Source organism: Mycobacterium sp. 236(2023) (assembly GCF_029623955.1).
Classification (GTDB): domain Bacteria; phylum Actinomycetota; class Actinomycetes; order Mycobacteriales; family Mycobacteriaceae; genus Mycobacterium.
On sequence record NZ_JARSBP010000005.1, the window covers coordinates 14,148 to 30,502 of the forward strand.

Consider the following 16,355-nt stretch of genomic DNA (forward strand, 5'->3'; position numbering starts at 1 on the left):
GCCGATGAGCAAGCCCGTCAAGCAGATTCACCTCGCCGCGCACTTCCCCGGCGTCAACAACACGACGGTCTGGAGCGACCCGGAGTCGGGAAGTCATATCGATTTCGCATCCTTCGTGCACTTCGCCCAGACTGCCGAGCGCGGCAAGTTCGACTTCATGTTCCTCGCCGAGGGGTTGCGGCTGCGGGAACAGAACGGACAGATCTACGATCTCGACGTTGTCGGACGGCCGGACACCTTCACCGTCCTCGCGGCGCTGGCCGCCGTCACCGAGCACCTGGGTTTGACCGGCACGATCAACTCGACATTTAACGAACCCTACGAGGTGGCAAGGCAATTCGCGTCACTCGATCACCTCTCGTCCGGCCGCGCCGCGTGGAACGTGGTGACGTCATGGGATGCGTTCACCGGGGAGAACTTCCGCCGCGGCGGGTTCCTGCTTGAAAGCGACCGCTACACCCGAGCGGAGAGTTTCCTCTCCGCGGCGAACACGCTCTTCGATTCATGGCCCGAGCACGCCGGTGAGTTCGCCTACAAAGACCAGCATTTCGACATCAGCGGGCGCTTCAACGTGCCCCGTAGCCCGCAGGGCAGACCCGTCATCTTCCAGGCCGGCGACTCCGACCGCGGCCGCGACTTCGCGGCGGCGGCCGCCGATGCGATCTTCTCCCGGCACGGCACACTCGAAGCCGGCCAGGAGTTCTACGCCGACGTGAAGGGCCGTCTGCCCGGGTTCGGCCGGCACCGCGACGACCTGTTGATCCTGCCGGCCGCCACCTTCGTCCTCGGGGACACCGATGCCGAAGCCGCCGAGCTTGCCCAACAGGTGCGTCTGGCGCAGGTATCGCCGGCGACAGCGATCAAGTTCCTTGAGCAACTGTGGAATCGGGACCTTTCGGACCACGATCCCGACGGGCCGCTGCCGACCGTCGATCCGATCGTCGGTGAGAACACCATCGCCAGGGGCCGGGCCAGTGTGCGCATGTACCGGGATCCGGTCGCGACCGCCCACGAGTGGCGCGCGAAAGCCGCAGCGGAGAATCTGAACTCCCGCGAGCTCATCGTCGAGGTGACCGGCAGGCAGAACTTCATCGGCTCGCCGGCCACTGTCGCCGAGTCCATCAACGAGCTGGTGCAGGCCGACGCGAGTGACGGTTTCATCCTAGTCCCGCACGTGACACCCGGCGGTCTCGATCCGTTCGTCGACAAGGTCGTGCCGCTGCTTCAGGAGCGCGGTGTGTTCCGCACCGAGTACAGCGGGACCACCCTGCGTGATCATCTCGGGCTCACCCATCCGACCGACCGCTGAGCGCATTCCCTTCATACGGATTCAAACTGGCTGTACCCCAAAGCAACCCGGTTAGTGTCGCAGCATGACCGCCGTAACCGAAACCGCTTTGGAAGTGACTCCGCTGTCCGGCTGGACGGGCGCGCTCGTCACAGGCATCGATCTCTCGGCCCCGCTCAGCGACGGCGACAAGGCCGCAATCCGGACTGCACTGCACAAGTGGAAGGTCGTGTTCTTCCGCGACCAGGTGCTCGACCACGCAGGCCAGATCGCCTTCGGCGCCCAGTTCGGCGAGGTCACACCCGGACACCCCTACGAGGGCGATTCCGCGCCCGCGGGATTCCCGCAGATCCACACCGTCTCCCCGGCCGCCTACGACCACCGATACGGCACCCGGTACCGCAAGAAGCAGAGTCCGAACGGCCCCGGCTGGCACGCCGATGTCACGCCGTTGATCAATCCGCCTTCCCACTCGATCCTGCGCGCCGAGAGCGTCCCGCCGTACGGCGGTGACACCCAGTTCACCAATGTCGCCGCCGCATATGCGGGTCTCTCGCCGCTGCTGCGCGAGTTCATCGACGAGCTGCGGGCCGAACACCGATTCGGGACAACGGTTTCCGCCGAGCGAAGCTCCGAGAAGATCGGCGATCTGGTTCGCACCAACCCGCTGGCCTCCATCCACCCGGTGGTCAGGGTCCATCCGGAGACGCGCGAGCGCGTGCTGTACGTCAACCCGTCATTCACGCGGGAGATCGTCGACCTTTCACCGCGCGAGAGCCGCCACGTGCTGGATCTGTTGTTCACCGAGCTCGCCCGGCCCGAGTACACCGTCCGCTTCGCCTGGGAGCCCGGCAGCGTCGCCTTCTGGGACAACCGCGCCGCATTGCATCTGGCACCAAGGGATTTTGAGCATGTCGAGGGAGACCGCGTGCTGCACCGCATCACGCTTGTCGGCGACATCCCGGTCGGCACCGACGGCCGCGCCTCCGAATCGATCTCTGGTGACTTCTTCGGAGCGGCATAGTGGCGACCGTCCCACTGCTCAACCGGTCGAAGGCTCCCCCTGCGGCCGTGACTACCCTGGTCGATCCGCGCGCCGCGATCGCGCGCAGGCAACGTAAGAACCGGATCCCCCGCTGGCTGCAACGCCTGACAGGCCCGGTCCTGTTGGTGGTGCTGTGGCAGCTCCTCTCCAGCACAGGGTTTTTCGATGCGCGCACGGTGCCGCAGCCGCTCGCGGTGCTGCAGGCTGCAATCCGACTGGCCGCCGACGGGGTCCTGCAAGATCATCTGGTGGCCAGCCTGCTTCGGGTCGGTTACGGCGTGGTCTTCGGAATCGCGCTCGGGCTGAGTCTTGCTCTGCTGTCGGGGCTGTCGCGGATCGGTGAGAACTTCGTCGACGCGAATATGGAAGTGCTGCGCGCAGTTCCGAACTTCGCTCTGGTACCGCTGCTCATCGTCTGGTTCGGCATCAGCGAGGTGCCCAAGATCCTCCTCATCACGCTGGCCGTGGCCGTGGCGATCTACATCAACACCTTCAGCGCCATCCGCAGCGTGGACGCCGGATTGGTCGAGGCCGCACGTTCGTTCGGGGCCGGCCGGACCGAACTCATCTATCGCGTCATCCTGCCCGGATCGCTGCCCGGCTTCCTGGTCGGACTTCGTCTCGCACTCACCGCGTCGTGGCTGTCGCTGATCTTCGCCGAGACCATCAACGCCAAACGCGGTCTGGGGCGGATGATGACCGACGCCCGCGAGTACTTCCAGATCGACGTCGTGTTCGTGCTCATCGCGATCTACGCGATCCTCGGGCTGCTGTCCGTGCTCATCGTCCGCTTCCTCGAGGCCCGCCTGCTGACCTGGAGACGAGCCTATGACGGCGACTGATGTGCCCTCTGTGACCTTCGACAGCCCTGTCGTCCACGCGCGCGACGTCCGTAAAGCGTTCGGAGCCAACGTGGTTCTCGAAAGCCTGGACCTCGAGATCCGAGCGGGCGAGTTCGTCGCGATGCTCGGGCGAAGCGGGTCCGGCAAGAGCACCTTTCTGCGCGCACTCGGCGCGCTGGACGCGGACTTCGACGGCGACGTCCGGGTACCGCAACGTCGGTCGATCGTGTTCCAGGATCCCCGCCTGCTGCCGTGGCAGCGCGTCCTGACCAACGTGACCGTCGGCCTGCCCCGGACACGCGTGGTCAGAGACCTGGCGCGGGCAGCGCTCGCCGAGGTGCGCTTGTCCGGCAAGGAGGAGGCGTGGCCGCGCACGCTGTCCGGCGGTGAGGCGCAGCGGGTTGCGCTGGCACGGGCCCTGGTTCGCGAGCCCCAATTACTGCTTCTGGACGAGCCGTTCGGCGCTCTCGACGCGCTCACCCGGATCAAGATGCACGGCCTGCTCCTCGATCTGTGCCGCAAACACACCCCGGCGGTGCTGCTCGTGACCCACGACGTGGACGAGGCAATTCTGTTGGCAGACAGGGTGATCGTGCTCACCGACGGCGCGATCTCGCTGGATGCCGAGGTCAGCGTGCCCAAACCACGAGCCCGCGACTCCCCCGAATTCACCGCCTTGCGTAGACGACTGTTGACCGAACTGGGAGTGGACCCATGAGACACCCGAGAATCGCCGCACTGCTGCTCATCCCCCTGCTGGCGGCCGGCTGTGGGCTCTCCGAGGACAGTACCGACACCGCCATCGACTCGGTGGAGGTCGCCGGCACCGTCGAGGTGCCCGCGGGCACAAAACTTGTCATCGCCGAGCAGAACGCCACGCAGTCGCTGCCCTGGGGTCTGGCCGACGCAGGCAAGGATGCACCGTACGCCGTCGAGTTCGCGGACTTCAGCGGCGGTGCGGCGGTCATCGAGGCGCTGCGCTCCGGTGCCGCCGACGTCGGTTCCATCGGCGAGGCGCCGGTCCCGATCGCGGTCGACAGCGGGGTCACCGACCTGGTGACGATCGGTCTGCAAGCCAATCCGGGGACCAGCGGCGGCTACTACCTGGTGGCGCGTCCGGGCAGCGGTGTCGAACGCATCGAGGACCTCCGGGGCCGGCGCGTCGCCTATCCGCCGGGATCGGGACGGCACATGGTCACGGCCGCGCTCCTCAAACAACAAGGCCTCGACCTCAAGACCGATGTCCAGCCGGTCGAACTCGCAGGCGCCGAGGTGGTTCCGACGTTCGCCGCCGGCGCCGTCGATGCCGCGATCGTGCTCGGCAACCAGTACTACCAACTGGGCGAGCCACCGATCCTCGGTGACGGCACAGGTATCAACACCGGCATCCAGACGCTGATCGTCCGCAAAGACATCCTCGACGACCCCGCCAAGAACGCAGCGATCGGCGACTACGTCGGCCGGGCTACCGCGGCGAACAACTGGAAAGACACCCATGCCGACGAGTGGATCCAGGAGTACTACGTCAAACAGCAGGGCATCACCGCGGAGCAGGGCCGCAAGCTCTACGAGGAGGACGGCATCGCGTCCTACTACCCGATCGATGCCGAATCCACCGAACTGTTCCAGACCGTCGCCGATGGTCTGTACGACACCGGCACCACCAAGACCCATGTCGACATCGCGCCGTATGTCGAAGGGCGCTACAACGCCATCGTCGTCGCACAGAACGAACTCGACGGTGTGACACCCAAACCCATCGATGCATAGCCCGGAGAGGACGACCCAATGACCCAGGTAGCACAAGCCATTACGGTTCACCCGCAGTCGGGGTGGACGGGCGCCGAGATCCGCGGCGTGGATCTCACGGCCCCGCTGTCCGATGAGCAGATCGCGGAGATCCGCGCGGCGTTGCTCACATGGAAGGTGGTGTTCTTCCGCGGCCAGTTCATCGGTCACGACGACCACCTGCGTTTCGCATCGGCCTTCGGCGCGCCCACGCCGGCCCACCCGCTGTTCGACGCAATCGCCGACCCGAACTATCCGACGATCTACCCGATCTTCCGTGACCGATTCAAGTCCAGGTACGGCAGCAGCCGCGGCTTCGACAAGGTGAACTGGCATGCCGACGTCACCGCCGCCGTCAACCCGCCGTTCGCATCGATTCTTCGCGCCGAGGTGATCCCGGCCTTCGGCGGTGACACCCAGTGGTCGAACACCGTGGCGGCATATCAGGGATTGTCGGCTCCGCTGCAGCGGCTGGCGGACAAACTCCGTGCGGTGCACCGCTTCTCGCCGCCGGAAGGTACCAGTGCGACATCGGATTACCAGCGCCGCGTCAAGGGCAGGCCGCTGGTAACCGAGCACCCGGTGGTTCGGGTACACCCCGAGACGGGTGAGAAAGCGCTGTATGTGAACCCGGGCTTCACGACGCACATCGTCGGGGTGTCGCCACACGAGAGCAGGCGCCTGCTCGGCCTCTTCTACGACGAACTGGCCCGGCCCGAACACACGGTGCGCTTCAAATGGGAGCCCGGCAGCATCGCGTTCTGGGACAACCGTTCCACTGTGCACCTGGCCCCCTCCGATCTGACGACGGATGACGACCGCAGGCTCTACCGCGTCACCTTGGTCGGCGACATCCCGGCCGGACCGGACGGACGTCCTTCGATCGCGCTGGAGGGCGAGCCGTTCGAAGCCATCTAACATGGCCGTGTGACTCCCGACGAGTTGGAAGACCGGACGCGCGGGGCGGTTCGAGCCGCTGTCGACGCGGCCCGCGAACTCGGCCTCCACGTCGACCGCGGCACTGTGCTGCACGACGTCTTCTCCGTCGTCGTCCACCTCGAGCCCGCGCCGGTGGTAGCGCGGATCCCGGTGGTGCTGACCGCCAGCGTGGCGCCGGAGCGGCAAGCGGCGCGGCAGCAACGCGAACTCGACGTCGTCGCCTGGCTCGACGAGCAGGGTGTGCCGGTGGTTCCGCCGTCACCGCTGGTGCCCCGGTCTCCCGTTCGCAGGGACGACTTCCCGATGACGTTCTGGGAGTTGGCCGATGTCGCCGAGGACCACCAGCCGTATCGGGGCGTCGACATGTCCTACAGCGCACAATTGCACGCCGCGCTCACCGAATATCCCGGCGAGCTTCCGTTCCTCGCGCCGTTCAACGATGGTCTGCCCGACATGATGGCCGAGCTCGGCAGCGTGGACGTGCTGTCGTCTGACGAAATAGACCGCGCGCGTCGGGAATTCGAGCGTCTGCAGTCGGTGTTGTCGGGTCCCGAGGTGTTCGCGGTGGCCTTTCCGGCCGCATCGGTGCAGCCGGTTCAAGGAGATGGGCCGTCGCACAACGTGATCCGCACCAGATCGGGAATCCGGTTCTCCGATTTCGAGGACATCTGTGTGGGACCCGTCGAATGGGACGTCGCGATGCTGGGACCCGACGCTGTCCGGGAGTATGAGCGGGCCGCGAATAATCTGGGGCTGCGCGCCACGGATCCGGAGGTCCTACGGGTCATGGATTGCGCACGGCGGCTTCAGTTCGTCGGGTGCCTCACGTTGGTACCTCAGCTACCGCTGCTCGCGGACGGGTTGGCGTCAGCGTTGGACGACTGGCGCGCATCGCCCGCGTTCGGTTGAGATCTTAGGTGGGCAACTCGTAATCCATCGGCGGGCCGTTCGGGCCGACGGCGCCCTGATCGGCGATCGCTGTGGCCACCGGGATGCCTTCATGAACGATGCCCACAACGACGACATGCTTCTGCACCGCGGGCAACGCGATCTGCGCCGTGTCGGGGGTGATGCGGAACGTGGTGGTCTGGCCGTCGGGGGTGCTGGTCGTGAACGAGTTCGACGAGCTGGCGATCACTTGCCCGGCACGCTGGATGTGTTCGGGGACCGCTGGACCTGCGGCGCTCTGCGGCGGTGTCGGCTGGAGTGCCGGTTGAGGCTCGGCGATCTGGGCTGTCAGCAACCATCCCGCAGCGGCCGCCGCACCGAACATCGACGCAGTGGCGAGACGACACCCGAGATGGCCGCGCCGGCTGGAGCGCCGGTGCTTTCCGCTGTGATGGATCGCAGTCACGACTGCCGTCTACCCCAACAGCTCCCGGCGAAAACGGAATGATGCGAGTAGCTAACTCATTTCCACGCGAATACCGGCTGTTCCAGCCCGTCGACCGGGTCGCCGCGACCCTCCAGGCCCAACCACCTCAGTTGCAACAGCACCGCGCCGGTCGGCGCGTGGATCAGGTCGTTGCCGAGCGGAATCTGCACGACGGGGCGCGAACTCTCGGGGATGTCGATGAACCGGGGTGAATCTTCGCGCAGCAACTGATGCAACCCGACGCGGTACACGGCGACCACCTCGTCAGGCGAGGGCCGGGGGTTGAGACGTCCGGCACCCCAGATCACCACCGGTGTGATGACGTACCCCGAACGCGTCGGGTAGTCGTCGAGCAGCCCGAGCACGGACGTTTCGGGAAGTCGGACGCCGACTTCTTCGTCGAGCTCGCGCAGCGCGGCATCGACCGCGTTCTCCCCAGGATCGAGCCGCCCGCCCGGCAGTGCCCACTGGGCCGAGTGAGACGAAAGCCGAGAAGCCCTGCGACACAGGAAGAACGCGGCTCCGCCTGAAACGTTGACCATCCGGCCGTCCAGATCCTCCGGCATCGGTCGTCCGGCGATCCAGTCGTCCACCGGAGCCGGATCCACCCGATCCTCTCCGACGAGAGAGTCGACGAGCACCACGGCCACGGCGGCGCGCCGCTTGGACGGATCGTCCACGGTGCGGCGTCGATGACCGGCCAACCGTTCGCGGATCTGGTCACGGAGGGCGTCGTCGTAGCTGATCGTCACCGTTCGAGGCTAACGAGAGCATCTGCGCCAACGCGCCGAGGCCGGCACGGTGTCCCGTGCCGGCCTCAGAACGTGCGGGTCAGTTGTTGATACCGACCACTTCCTGAGCAATTGCGGCGATCCGCGTCTGCGCCGCCGAGACCACGCGCTGGCGGTCCTTGTGCGCCTCTTCATACGCGATGATCGCCCGGATGTCGGAGGGCTCCTCCAGCTCCTTCACCGCGCTCGCAGCGTCGTTGACGTTCAAATCGTCATAGTCGGCGATCGGAAGCTCTTCGGCGGTCAGGATGCCCGTCGCGCCACGCGCCGCATGGATGACCTCGGCAGCGTTCTCTGCACCCTGGTCACGCGAGATGCGCTCGGCGGTCTGCAGGGCCGAATCACGCGCACCCGTCAGCACCTTCGTTGCGACCTCGCCGGTCCGCGAGCCACGCTCGATCAACTCGTCGACGTTCGGGCGAACCGAGCGCAGCGCCTCGGCGATGCGCTCCGCACCACGGGTCGACCACGTGAACGGCAGGTTCGCCAGCTTCACGGCAAGGCCGGCGGCGGCCTGCAGCGGTGTGCGCCTCAGCGCGGCCGGGCCCCCGAGGGCATCCTCGGCCAACACCGTCGTCAGCCACTCCACCGTCGCGGTGTGTGCGGTGATGAGCCGGGTCGCGAGTTCCTCGACGTCGGACTCCTTGGCCGACACCGCAAGTGCCTTGACGTAGCGCGAACGGTCGAGCAGCTGGCCTTCGAGTGCGAGGTCGCCGAGAAGCGCCTCGTCGAACGGCTCTGCCTGCTCGGTCAGCGCCTTGACCGCCGCCGCTGCCCGGCCGAGGAAGGGTCCGAGGATGTCGGGGAAGCCCCCTAGGTCGCGGATTGCCTTCTCGATCGCTTCGGCACGGATCTTGGCGTTCTCCGCGTTCTGCGTGAGCTCACGCTGCACCGCATCGGTGCGGGCCTGCGCGACGCGCGTCTCGGCGACCTGGATCTCGGTGTGGGTCAGGTCAAGCACGGTGCGTAGCTGAGCGATGAGGGTCGCCTTCGTGGCGGTAACCTCGGCGGTCTCGACTGTCTTGGTTGAAGCCATGGTTCTCGTTTCACCCCTTGTTGGAGACTTGGCGTTCTTCGGTCAGCGCATTTCTGCGCTCACGGTTCGTCTACCCGGCGATGCGCCGGTCGATCGCGCTCGACACGCGTTGTGAAAAAGGCGTCAATTGTGTGTAGGTCGCGGGCCGGAATGGGTACACCGGACCAACTTTCGTTTACGCTGCGCACCCCGGTTTGGAGCGCTCGGCGGCGGGTACGTAGGGCGCTGTGATGCCCATGCTGGTTCAACCAACCCTGCCGGACCCCCGCGGTCCCATCTCCATGTCGGTCATCGAGATGCTCGCCGAGCGCGCCCCCCTTCGCTATCTGGCGCGGGTGGAGACGTCGCTGGCCGACGCCGATCCTGCGGGCATCGACCTGCAGCTGGCGCTCTACGTCTGCTACGAGCTGCATTACCGCGGCTTCGCCGGCGTGGATTCGGGCTGGGAGTGGAACGCGGGGCTCATCGATCTGCGCGGACGACTGGAAGACCTTTTCCTCAACGACATTCGCGCCGCGGTCGGCCCCGTAGAGCCGGGTGTCAGTGCGCTCGAAGAGCTCGACAAACTGTGCGTGGAACCGGTCAACGGAAACGGGCCCTCCTACTATCTGCGCGATGAGGGCAGCTGGGAGCAGATGCGTGAGTACTTCGCGCACCGCTCGCTGTATCACCTCAAGGAGGGCGATCCGCACGCGTGGGCGATCCCGCGGCTCACCGGACAGGCGAAGGCGTCGTTCGTCGCGGTCGAATACGACGAGTTCGGCGCCGGCAAGGGTGCCCGGCTGCATCAGCAGTTGTTCGCCGATCTGATGGAGGCGGCGGGGCTGGACACCACGTATCTCGGCTATCTCAACGATGTCCCTGCGGAGTCCCTCGCGGTGGTCAATCTGATGTCGTTGTTCGGCCTGCACCGGCGTTTACGCGGTTCGGCTGTCGGGCATTTCGCCGCCACCGAGGTCACCTCTCCACCCGGATCACGCCGCATGGTGCAGGCGCTGGAACGTCTTGGCGCACCGCAGGAATGCCACACGTTCTACGCCGAGCATGTGGAAGCCGATGCCGTGCACGAGCAGGTGGTACGCACCGATGTGGTCGGCGATCTGGTGGCGCAGGAACCCGACCTCGACGCCGATGTGGTGTTCGGGATCCGGGCATTCGACCTTGTCGAGAACCGGCTGGCCGATCACCTCATGGCGTGCTGGCACGGCGGGCGAACATCATTGCGACGCCCCCTGGGCTGAGTCGGCGGCCCGCTCTTTGCGGCGGTGACTCGTGTCGCACAGCGGATACATCTTGGATCGGCGGCACGCGCAGATCGCGACCATGAATCGATCGGACTCCACCGTGCTTCCGTCCGGGAGTTCCACCCGAACAGGACCTTCCACCATGACTGGCCCGCCTGGAACCACGCGGACCAGTCGTGGCGGTTGATTCGTCACGGAGCGTCGGCCCGGATCACGACGATGCGCTCGAAGCGGCTTCCCCGCGACAGCAGCCCGGCGCGCATCAGCCAGGAGGCGCGAGCCGACATCACGGGACCGAATGGAATCAGCTGCTGCGCAACCACTTCCGCAGACATTCCGTGAGCCTTCAGCGCTCGCAGGGTGCGTTGAACATTTGAGCATTCCGACTGGACGACGAGCATCGTGCCGCCCTCGTCCAGCAGAAGCGGCGCGGCCGCACACATCGGATCGAGCACCAACCGGCCGTCAGGTCCGGCGTTCCACGCGCGCGACGGACCAGCCGCAGCCGAGATCGCAGCGCTGTCGTCCTCGGGTCCCACCGGCACATAGGGCGGGTTGGCGAGCACGACGTCGAAGGGTCCGAATTCGATTGCGCGAGCCCATGACCCGCGATGCACCTGTACCTCCGCGCCCACCGCGAGCGCATCCTGGCGCGTCCGCTGCACCGCCTTGGGACAGATGTCGAACGCCGTGACCTCTTTGGCCCCGGCGGTGGCTGCCGCGATGGCCACGACGCCGCTACCGGTACAGAGGTCGGCAATTCTCGCCCCGGGGGCCACATCGGCTTGTTTGAGGGCGTCGATCAGCAGTTGCGAATCCTCCTGCGGAGGATAGACCTCAACGGGGATTTCGGGGGCGTCAAAGTCGGTGTATGCGCTCGTCACGCCTCCTTGATGCCCGCTACCGTGCCCTCCAAACGTTTGCCCTCCAAACGTTTGCCCATGGGGCGGACGGGAATCCGGCCGCACATGAGCATCTGCGACACCTGTGGCAATCACTACGACAAAGCTTTCACCGTCACATGGCACGACGGCCGGAGTGCGACCTTCGACAGCGTGGAGTGCGCAGCCATGCAATTGGCGCCGCAATGCGGACATTGCGGCTGCCGGATCCTCGGGCACGGCATCGAGACCGACGAGGGCATCTTCTGCTGTGCACACTGTGCACGCAAAGACACCAACGCCGACGTCAACGACCGCTACCCCGTCCCGTCGGGAGCCTAGGAGCTACAGGCGCCCGACGGCAAAAGCTGCACCCTCGTTGGTCATCCCGTTGATCGGATAGAGGGCGTGAGCCACTCCAGGCTGGCCGTCGGGGGCACCGTCACAGATGCCGTCGCCCGGGGCGCACAGCTCGGTCGTCTTGTCCGCGTACAGGGGGCCGATGGTGATCGCCGGCGCACCATACCGCGACAGGAAGGCTCCGGAGGGTGTGCCGAAGAGGACGACCGCCGCAACGTGTTCGGCCACCTCAGGTGGCAGCGGGGTTGGTGCGACCGCAGCAGGCACCGAGCTTGGCACGGTGTCCGAGGTCGCGAACCCCGACACGACCGCGCCCTGGGAGTAGCCCCCGAGAATCAGGCGCGTGTCGGGGCAGATGTCGGACATGGTCTTCACGCGATTGCCCGCGTCGCGAACGCCGTCGATCACCGTCGCGGCGAAGAGCTCACGATCGGCGAAGTTGTTCGCCGCGGGATAGTTCACGGCGTAAACCCCGACCGAGCGTGGGCCGGCCTGGGCTCGGACCGCGTCGACGAACGACTGTCCCACTCCGCCCACTCCGGGCGCCTCGCTGGTGCCGCGCGCGAAGATCACCTCCACGTCGGGACAGGGCTCCTGCGCCCAGGCGGTCGGCACACCGACACCGACGACTGCAGCGCACGCTCCGAGAACAGCGGCACCGGCCGCACCAACGATTCGACTGATTCCCATCGGCCTGCAGTACCCCGCAGTTCGCTGGTCAAACGACGGCAAATATGACGGCTCGGTCATCGGTTAGCCGGCTCGTTGACCTCATACGCCGCCATCGTGCGGCGTCGGGCTCTGCGGCGACTCCCACTTGGACTCCAGCGTGCGGACCACGACAGTGTCGCCGGGTAACTCGACGTCGCAGGTCTCGCCGTCGTCGCCCTCCAGCGTGACGATCATCGTCGTGCCCGCATCGTCGCGGCGCGAATCGGTGTGCACAACCTTGTATTGGCGCGGCTCGTCACCGGCGTCGGGCACATTCAGCGAGATGAGGTCGCCGGGTGCGACGTTGACGAGGCGGTCGTTCTCGGACTGAGCAGTCATGGGTTAGACGGTAGAGGACTCGTCTGATTCGGGGCCGACTCAGCGGGTAACGCTGCTGTAGAGAAGCGAGAGGAGCCCCTTCATGCCCAACGAACTCAACGGCCGCAAGATCGCATTCCTCGCCGCCGACGGCGTCGAGAAGATCGAACTCGAGCGGCCCCGCGCCGCGGTCCACGATGCCGGCGGCCAGGTCGATCTGCTATCGGTGAAGGATGGCGAAATCGACGCGCGCAACCATGATTTGGAGCCGGCAGGTTCCTTTTCCGTAGACCGCGTCGTCGGCGACGCCCGGGTGGACGAGTACGACGCGCTGGTGTTGCCGGGCGGCACGGTCAACGCGGACAAGGTGCGTCTCGACGAAGCCGCCGTGGCCTTCGTCCGCGACTTCGTGCATTCCGGTAAGCCGGTCGCGGCGATCTGTCACGGACCGTGGGCGCTGGTCGAGGCCGATGTCGTCGAAGGCCGGACTCTGACGTCGTATCCGAGCCTGCGCACCGATCTGCGTAATGCCGGCGCCACGGTCGTGGACCAGCAGGTGTGCATCGACGGCAACCTGATCACGAGTCGTTCACCCGAGGACCTCGATGCCTTCTGCCAGGCCATCACCGATCAATTCGCCAATACACCCGCCCACACCTGACCCGAAACGATTTTCGGGCGGCATACATGTATGTGCTATGCATATTTGGTGCCGCCGACCCGCTACGACCAGCTCGATGACCTGCTGACCCGTATTCACGTCGCACGGCAGCGGCCGCAATGGAACAACTCGACATTCCGCGTGTTGCGGGCCGTCGAGCACTGTCGGCACTCCGGCGGCGCCTCGGTTCGCGACGTCGCCGAGTTCATGGCTGTCGAGCATTCGACAGCCAGCCGCATCGTCGCCGCCGTGGTCGCCACGGGGCTGCTCACCAAGACGTCGGCGCATGACGATCAGCGGCGGTGCGCGCTCGTGCTGACCGACGTCGGGCGCAAGGAGCTTGCCGCCGTCACCGATCGGCGCCGCGATCTCGTGGCGGGAACCGTCGCCGACTGGCCTGAGTCCGATGTCGACACCCTCGTCGCACTGCTCGACCGCCTCACCGAACGTTTCGAGAGCGCGGCGACCCGATGACAACCGAGGCCAGGACGGCGACGGCTGCCCAACTGCCCGCCCGCAGTGCGTTCGGATTGATGTTCGACCGGGTTTTCGGTGCGCTGTTCTGGGGCAAGATGTTCGCCGTCGTTGCGGTGTGGACGCACGGCATCGTCGCGGCGATCGTCATGTACGACGCGACCCGCTCGGCGCTCATGGTGGGTCTGGTGGGTGTCGTCCAGTTCGCACCGCAGCTGATCCTCGCGCCGACCAGCGGCAAATGGGCCGACACAGGCAACCCGGCGCGACAGATCCTTCTCGGCAGGGTCTTCTGCGTCATCGGCTCGGGTTCGATCGCGGCGTGGATGTTCGTGCAGCCCGGTCTCGACGGCATGAGCGTCGCGATCCCCATCCTGTTGGGCACCACGCTCGTCGGATTCGGCTTCGTCGTCGGCGGTCCCGCGATGCAGTCGATCGTGCCGACCATCATCCGCGACGGCGAGCTCGCGACGGCCATGGCGCTCAACAGCATTCCGATGACCGTCGGCCGCATCATCGGACCGGCCACCGGCGCCTATCTGTCCGTCCACGTCGGCGCGGCGACGGCGTTCGCCATCAGCGCGGTCCTGCATTTCGTGTTCGCCCTGTTCCTCGTCGCCGTCCGTTTCCCGACACCGGCGCCGAGTCCCCCCGGCACCGACTTCCGCGTTCGGGTCGCCGTCAGATACGTCATGCAGAACCGGCCCCTGCTGCTGGCACTGCTGGCCGTCACCACCGTCGGCATCGTGTCGGACCCCTCCATCACGCTGGCGCCGTCGGTGGCCGACGCACTCGGCGGGGGCGCCGGCCTCGTCGGGACCCTGTCCGCGGTTTTCGGTATGGGAGCAGCGGTCGGCATGGGCGCGCTGGCCCTGCTGCGCGGACGCATCGCCTCGGCGTACGTGTCGTCGATCGGCATGGCGGCCTTGACCGTCGGCAGCGTGGTCCTGGCCGTCGGCTCGCAGCAATGGGTGGCGTTCACCGGTTTCGCGTTGGCGGGCCTGGGTTTCGGCTGCGCAATGACCGGGCTGTCGACCGTCGTACAGGAACGTGCCCCCGCGGAACTGCGTGGCCGCATCATGGCGCTCTGGTTGGTCGGATTTCTCGGCTCCCGGCCGATCGCGGCCGGCGTGCTGGGTGGCACCGCCGATCTTGTCAGCGTCTACGCCGCGTTCGGGGTCGCCGCGGTGCTGAGTCTGGTCGTCACCGTGGTGTGCCGACCATCGAAGCTCGTCTAGCTCGGGCGAAACCTGCCCGTCAGGTCCCGGATGGTGTTGACCTCGCTGGGCCGGTACGGACTCAGATCAGTGTTCAGCAGGTCGTGGAACCACAGTTGCGGTTCGGTGACCGGCTTCTGCCACGAATCCCAGGGCAGATAGGTCTGCGACTTGCCCGCGACGAAGCCCCACGTGAAGGCTCCGATGTTGTGGTGCTTCATGATCGGCAGGATCGTCTCGACGGTGCTGCCCAGGGTCCGGGCCATGTATTCGGTGCACATCATCGGCCTGCCGAACTGGAAGAGCTCACCCAACCGATCGTTGAAACCCTTGGGGTCGGCGTAGCTGTGGAAGCTGATCACGTCGGAGAGGTCGAGCTGCATGCGGTTGATGTCGTTGCGGCGCGCCGGATCTCCCCACACGCCGTCCCACACCCCGCTGGTCAGAGGCTGGATGGGATCGACGGCCCTGGCCCATTGGAACACCTGGGGCAGCAGCTCACCCACGCGTTCGATCTTGTCACGACGTTCGACCGCCTTGTAGGCGTCGGCCGGGTTGTCGGGCTCGTTCCACAGATCCCAGCCCAGGACCCGCCTGTCATTGCGGAACTGGCTGATGACGCCGAAGACGTAGTCCCTCATGACGCGGCGATATCCGGGGTCGCCGAGGTGGTCGGCGCCCGGACTCTGCACCCAGCCGGAGTTGTGCACGCCGGGGACCGGATCGCGCTGCTTGCCCAACCGGGGGTGCGGATCCCAGCAGGAGTCGAACAGGACGAACAGCGGTTTGATGCCGTGGTGCGCCGCGATATCGACGAACCGTGCCAGCCGCCGCTGGAATCCGGCCCTGTCCTGGACCCACAGCAGATCGTGGAGGAAAACCCGAACGGTGTTGAGCCCGAGGTGTTTTGCCACCCGGAGTTCGGTATCGATACGTCTCGGATCGAAGGTGCCCGGCTGAAACATCTCGAGCTGGTTGATGGCGTTGGCCGGGATGAAATTCGCGCCGACCAACCAGCCCTGTGCGCGCTGCCAGCGGTGGGCACGATCCGGCGACCACCGGCTCAGCTCGGCCGACGCCCGCGGAACGGTGGTCAGGGCTGCACCTGCCGCGAGAACCGCCGGCAGCTTGAGCACCGTGCGGCGATCGACGAGGGGGTTGGGTGACAAAGTTCAATCCTTCGGTCTAAAGATCGGTCATCCCATCAGCCACGACGCTGCGCGGAACAGAGCTCCGCAAAGAGACCCAGACAAGTTCACGGTCGCCCGTGTATCGACGCTGCAAGGCCCCCCGTTACAGTCGCTGCGCACGACCAAACTAGCCCATAATCCAACGCCCAGAGCGGATTTCGCTAAATGTACAGCGGCGAGTCGTGTCAAGCCCGC

20 protein-coding genes are annotated in these 16,355 nt (G+C 66.3%); 12 read left to right on the forward strand and 8 right to left on the reverse strand.

Annotation, left to right across the window (positions count from 1 at the left end; all coding sequences use genetic code 11):
* Nucleotides 1-4: 4 nt before the first annotated feature.
* The 7 genes from P9A17_RS20790 (at nucleotide 5) to P9A17_RS20820 (ending at nucleotide 6,811) form a co-directional block, all read left to right on the forward strand.
* Nucleotides 5-1,309 carry an NtaA/DmoA family FMN-dependent monooxygenase gene (locus tag P9A17_RS20790; protein ID WP_278040625.1) on the forward strand — a complete coding sequence of 435 codons (1,305 nt, stop codon included), beginning with the start codon at nucleotides 5-7 and terminating at the stop codon, nucleotides 1,307-1,309.
* Nucleotides 1,310-1,373: 64 nt separating this feature from the next.
* Nucleotides 1,374-2,312: a TauD/TfdA family dioxygenase gene (locus P9A17_RS20795; RefSeq protein ID WP_278040626.1), complete on the forward strand. Its 939-nt coding sequence runs from the start codon at nucleotides 1,374-1,376 to the stop codon at nucleotides 2,310-2,312.
* Nucleotides 2,313-2,359: 47 nt separating this feature from the next.
* Complete coding sequence (locus tag P9A17_RS20800; RefSeq protein WP_278040627.1) at nucleotides 2,360-3,175, forward strand: ABC transporter permease; 816 nt, start codon at nucleotides 2,360-2,362, stop codon at nucleotides 3,173-3,175.
* Entirely contained in the window at nucleotides 3,162-3,893 is a 732-nt protein-coding gene (locus P9A17_RS20805; RefSeq protein ID WP_278040628.1) for an ABC transporter ATP-binding protein, read from the forward strand. Before P9A17_RS20800 ends, P9A17_RS20805 begins: the two co-directional genes overlap by 14 nt.
* The gene (locus tag P9A17_RS20810) at nucleotides 3,890-4,945 is read left to right on the forward strand and encodes a PhnD/SsuA/transferrin family substrate-binding protein (protein WP_278040629.1); all 1,056 of its coding nucleotides are present in this window, start codon (nucleotides 3,890-3,892) and stop codon (nucleotides 4,943-4,945) included. The genes P9A17_RS20805 and P9A17_RS20810 overlap by 4 nt, the downstream gene beginning before the upstream one ends.
* Before the next feature lie 18 nt (nucleotides 4,946-4,963).
* Nucleotides 4,964-5,881 (forward strand): TauD/TfdA family dioxygenase, encoded by a 918-nt coding sequence (locus tag P9A17_RS20815; protein WP_278040630.1) that lies wholly within the window; start codon nucleotides 4,964-4,966, stop codon nucleotides 5,879-5,881.
* Nucleotides 5,882-5,890: 9 nt separating this feature from the next.
* Nucleotides 5,891-6,811: a phosphotransferase gene (locus tag P9A17_RS20820; protein ID WP_278040631.1), complete on the forward strand. Its 921-nt coding sequence runs from the start codon at nucleotides 5,891-5,893 to the stop codon at nucleotides 6,809-6,811.
* Nucleotides 6,812-6,815: 4 nt separating this feature from the next.
* Here the strand turns inward: P9A17_RS20820 and P9A17_RS20825 are convergent, their stop codons facing one another.
* The 3 genes from P9A17_RS20825 to P9A17_RS20835 all read right to left on the reverse strand — a co-directional run bounded on the left by P9A17_RS20825 (nucleotide 6,816) and on the right by P9A17_RS20835 (nucleotide 9,104).
* Nucleotides 6,816-7,256, reverse strand: coding sequence for a hypothetical protein (locus P9A17_RS20825; RefSeq protein ID WP_278040632.1), 441 nt, complete (start codon nucleotides 7,254-7,256; stop codon nucleotides 6,816-6,818).
* A gap of 56 nt (nucleotides 7,257-7,312) precedes the next feature.
* Nucleotides 7,313-8,029: a CoA pyrophosphatase gene (locus P9A17_RS20830; RefSeq protein WP_278040633.1), complete on the reverse strand. Its 717-nt coding sequence runs from the start codon at nucleotides 8,027-8,029 to the stop codon at nucleotides 7,313-7,315.
* 79 nt (nucleotides 8,030-8,108) lie between these two features.
* The gene (locus P9A17_RS20835) at nucleotides 8,109-9,104 is read right to left on the reverse strand and encodes a ferritin-like domain-containing protein (RefSeq protein ID WP_278040634.1); all 996 of its coding nucleotides are present in this window, start codon (nucleotides 9,102-9,104) and stop codon (nucleotides 8,109-8,111) included.
* Between the two features lie 230 nt (nucleotides 9,105-9,334).
* On the opposite strand from P9A17_RS20835, the gene P9A17_RS20840 reads away from it, so the two are divergent.
* Nucleotides 9,335-10,345 carry an iron-containing redox enzyme family protein gene (locus P9A17_RS20840; RefSeq protein ID WP_278040635.1) on the forward strand — a complete coding sequence of 337 codons (1,011 nt, stop codon included), beginning with the start codon at nucleotides 9,335-9,337 and terminating at the stop codon, nucleotides 10,343-10,345.
* Here P9A17_RS20840 and P9A17_RS20845 read toward each other — a convergent pair.
* Both P9A17_RS20845 and P9A17_RS20850 read right to left on the reverse strand, forming a co-directional pair.
* Nucleotides 10,322-10,543 (reverse strand): CDGSH iron-sulfur domain-containing protein, encoded by a 222-nt coding sequence (locus tag P9A17_RS20845; protein WP_278040636.1) that lies wholly within the window; start codon nucleotides 10,541-10,543, stop codon nucleotides 10,322-10,324. The genes P9A17_RS20840 and P9A17_RS20845 overlap by 24 nt on opposite strands.
* Entirely contained in the window at nucleotides 10,540-11,232 is a 693-nt protein-coding gene (locus tag P9A17_RS20850; protein WP_278040637.1) for a HemK2/MTQ2 family protein methyltransferase, read from the reverse strand. Before P9A17_RS20850 ends, P9A17_RS20845 begins: the two co-directional genes overlap by 4 nt.
* A gap of 84 nt (nucleotides 11,233-11,316) precedes the next feature.
* On the opposite strand from P9A17_RS20850, the gene P9A17_RS20855 reads away from it, so the two are divergent.
* Nucleotides 11,317-11,571 carry a hypothetical protein gene (locus tag P9A17_RS20855; protein ID WP_278041048.1) on the forward strand — a complete coding sequence of 85 codons (255 nt, stop codon included), beginning with the start codon at nucleotides 11,317-11,319 and terminating at the stop codon, nucleotides 11,569-11,571.
* 3 nt (nucleotides 11,572-11,574) lie between these two features.
* Here the strand turns inward: P9A17_RS20855 and P9A17_RS20860 are convergent, their stop codons facing one another.
* Both P9A17_RS20860 and P9A17_RS20865 read right to left on the reverse strand, forming a co-directional pair.
* Nucleotides 11,575-12,279 (reverse strand): cutinase family protein, encoded by a 705-nt coding sequence (locus P9A17_RS20860; protein WP_278040638.1) that lies wholly within the window; start codon nucleotides 12,277-12,279, stop codon nucleotides 11,575-11,577.
* Between the two features lie 81 nt (nucleotides 12,280-12,360).
* Entirely contained in the window at nucleotides 12,361-12,639 is a 279-nt protein-coding gene (locus P9A17_RS20865; protein ID WP_278040639.1) for a hypothetical protein, read from the reverse strand.
* An 82-nt stretch (nucleotides 12,640-12,721) separates the two neighbouring features.
* On the opposite strand from P9A17_RS20865, the gene P9A17_RS20870 reads away from it, so the two are divergent.
* From P9A17_RS20870 to P9A17_RS20880, 3 genes are read left to right on the forward strand one after another with little or no spacing between them, the layout of a single operon-like run.
* Entirely contained in the window at nucleotides 12,722-13,279 is a 558-nt protein-coding gene (locus P9A17_RS20870) for a type 1 glutamine amidotransferase domain-containing protein (protein WP_278040640.1), read from the forward strand.
* Between the two features lie 30 nt (nucleotides 13,280-13,309).
* Nucleotides 13,310-13,753, forward strand: a complete 444-nt coding sequence (locus P9A17_RS20875; protein WP_278040641.1) for a MarR family winged helix-turn-helix transcriptional regulator — start codon at nucleotides 13,310-13,312, stop codon at nucleotides 13,751-13,753.
* Nucleotides 13,750-14,991: an MFS transporter gene (locus P9A17_RS20880; protein ID WP_278040642.1), complete on the forward strand. Its 1,242-nt coding sequence runs from the start codon at nucleotides 13,750-13,752 to the stop codon at nucleotides 14,989-14,991. Before P9A17_RS20875 ends, P9A17_RS20880 begins: the two co-directional genes overlap by 4 nt.
* Here P9A17_RS20880 and P9A17_RS20885 read toward each other — a convergent pair.
* On the reverse strand, nucleotides 14,988-16,139 hold the full coding sequence (locus tag P9A17_RS20885) for a 1,4-beta-xylanase (protein ID WP_278040643.1): 1,152 nt from the start codon (nucleotides 16,137-16,139) through the stop codon (nucleotides 14,988-14,990). The genes P9A17_RS20880 and P9A17_RS20885 overlap by 4 nt on opposite strands.
* Nucleotides 16,140-16,355 lie beyond the last annotated feature (216 nt).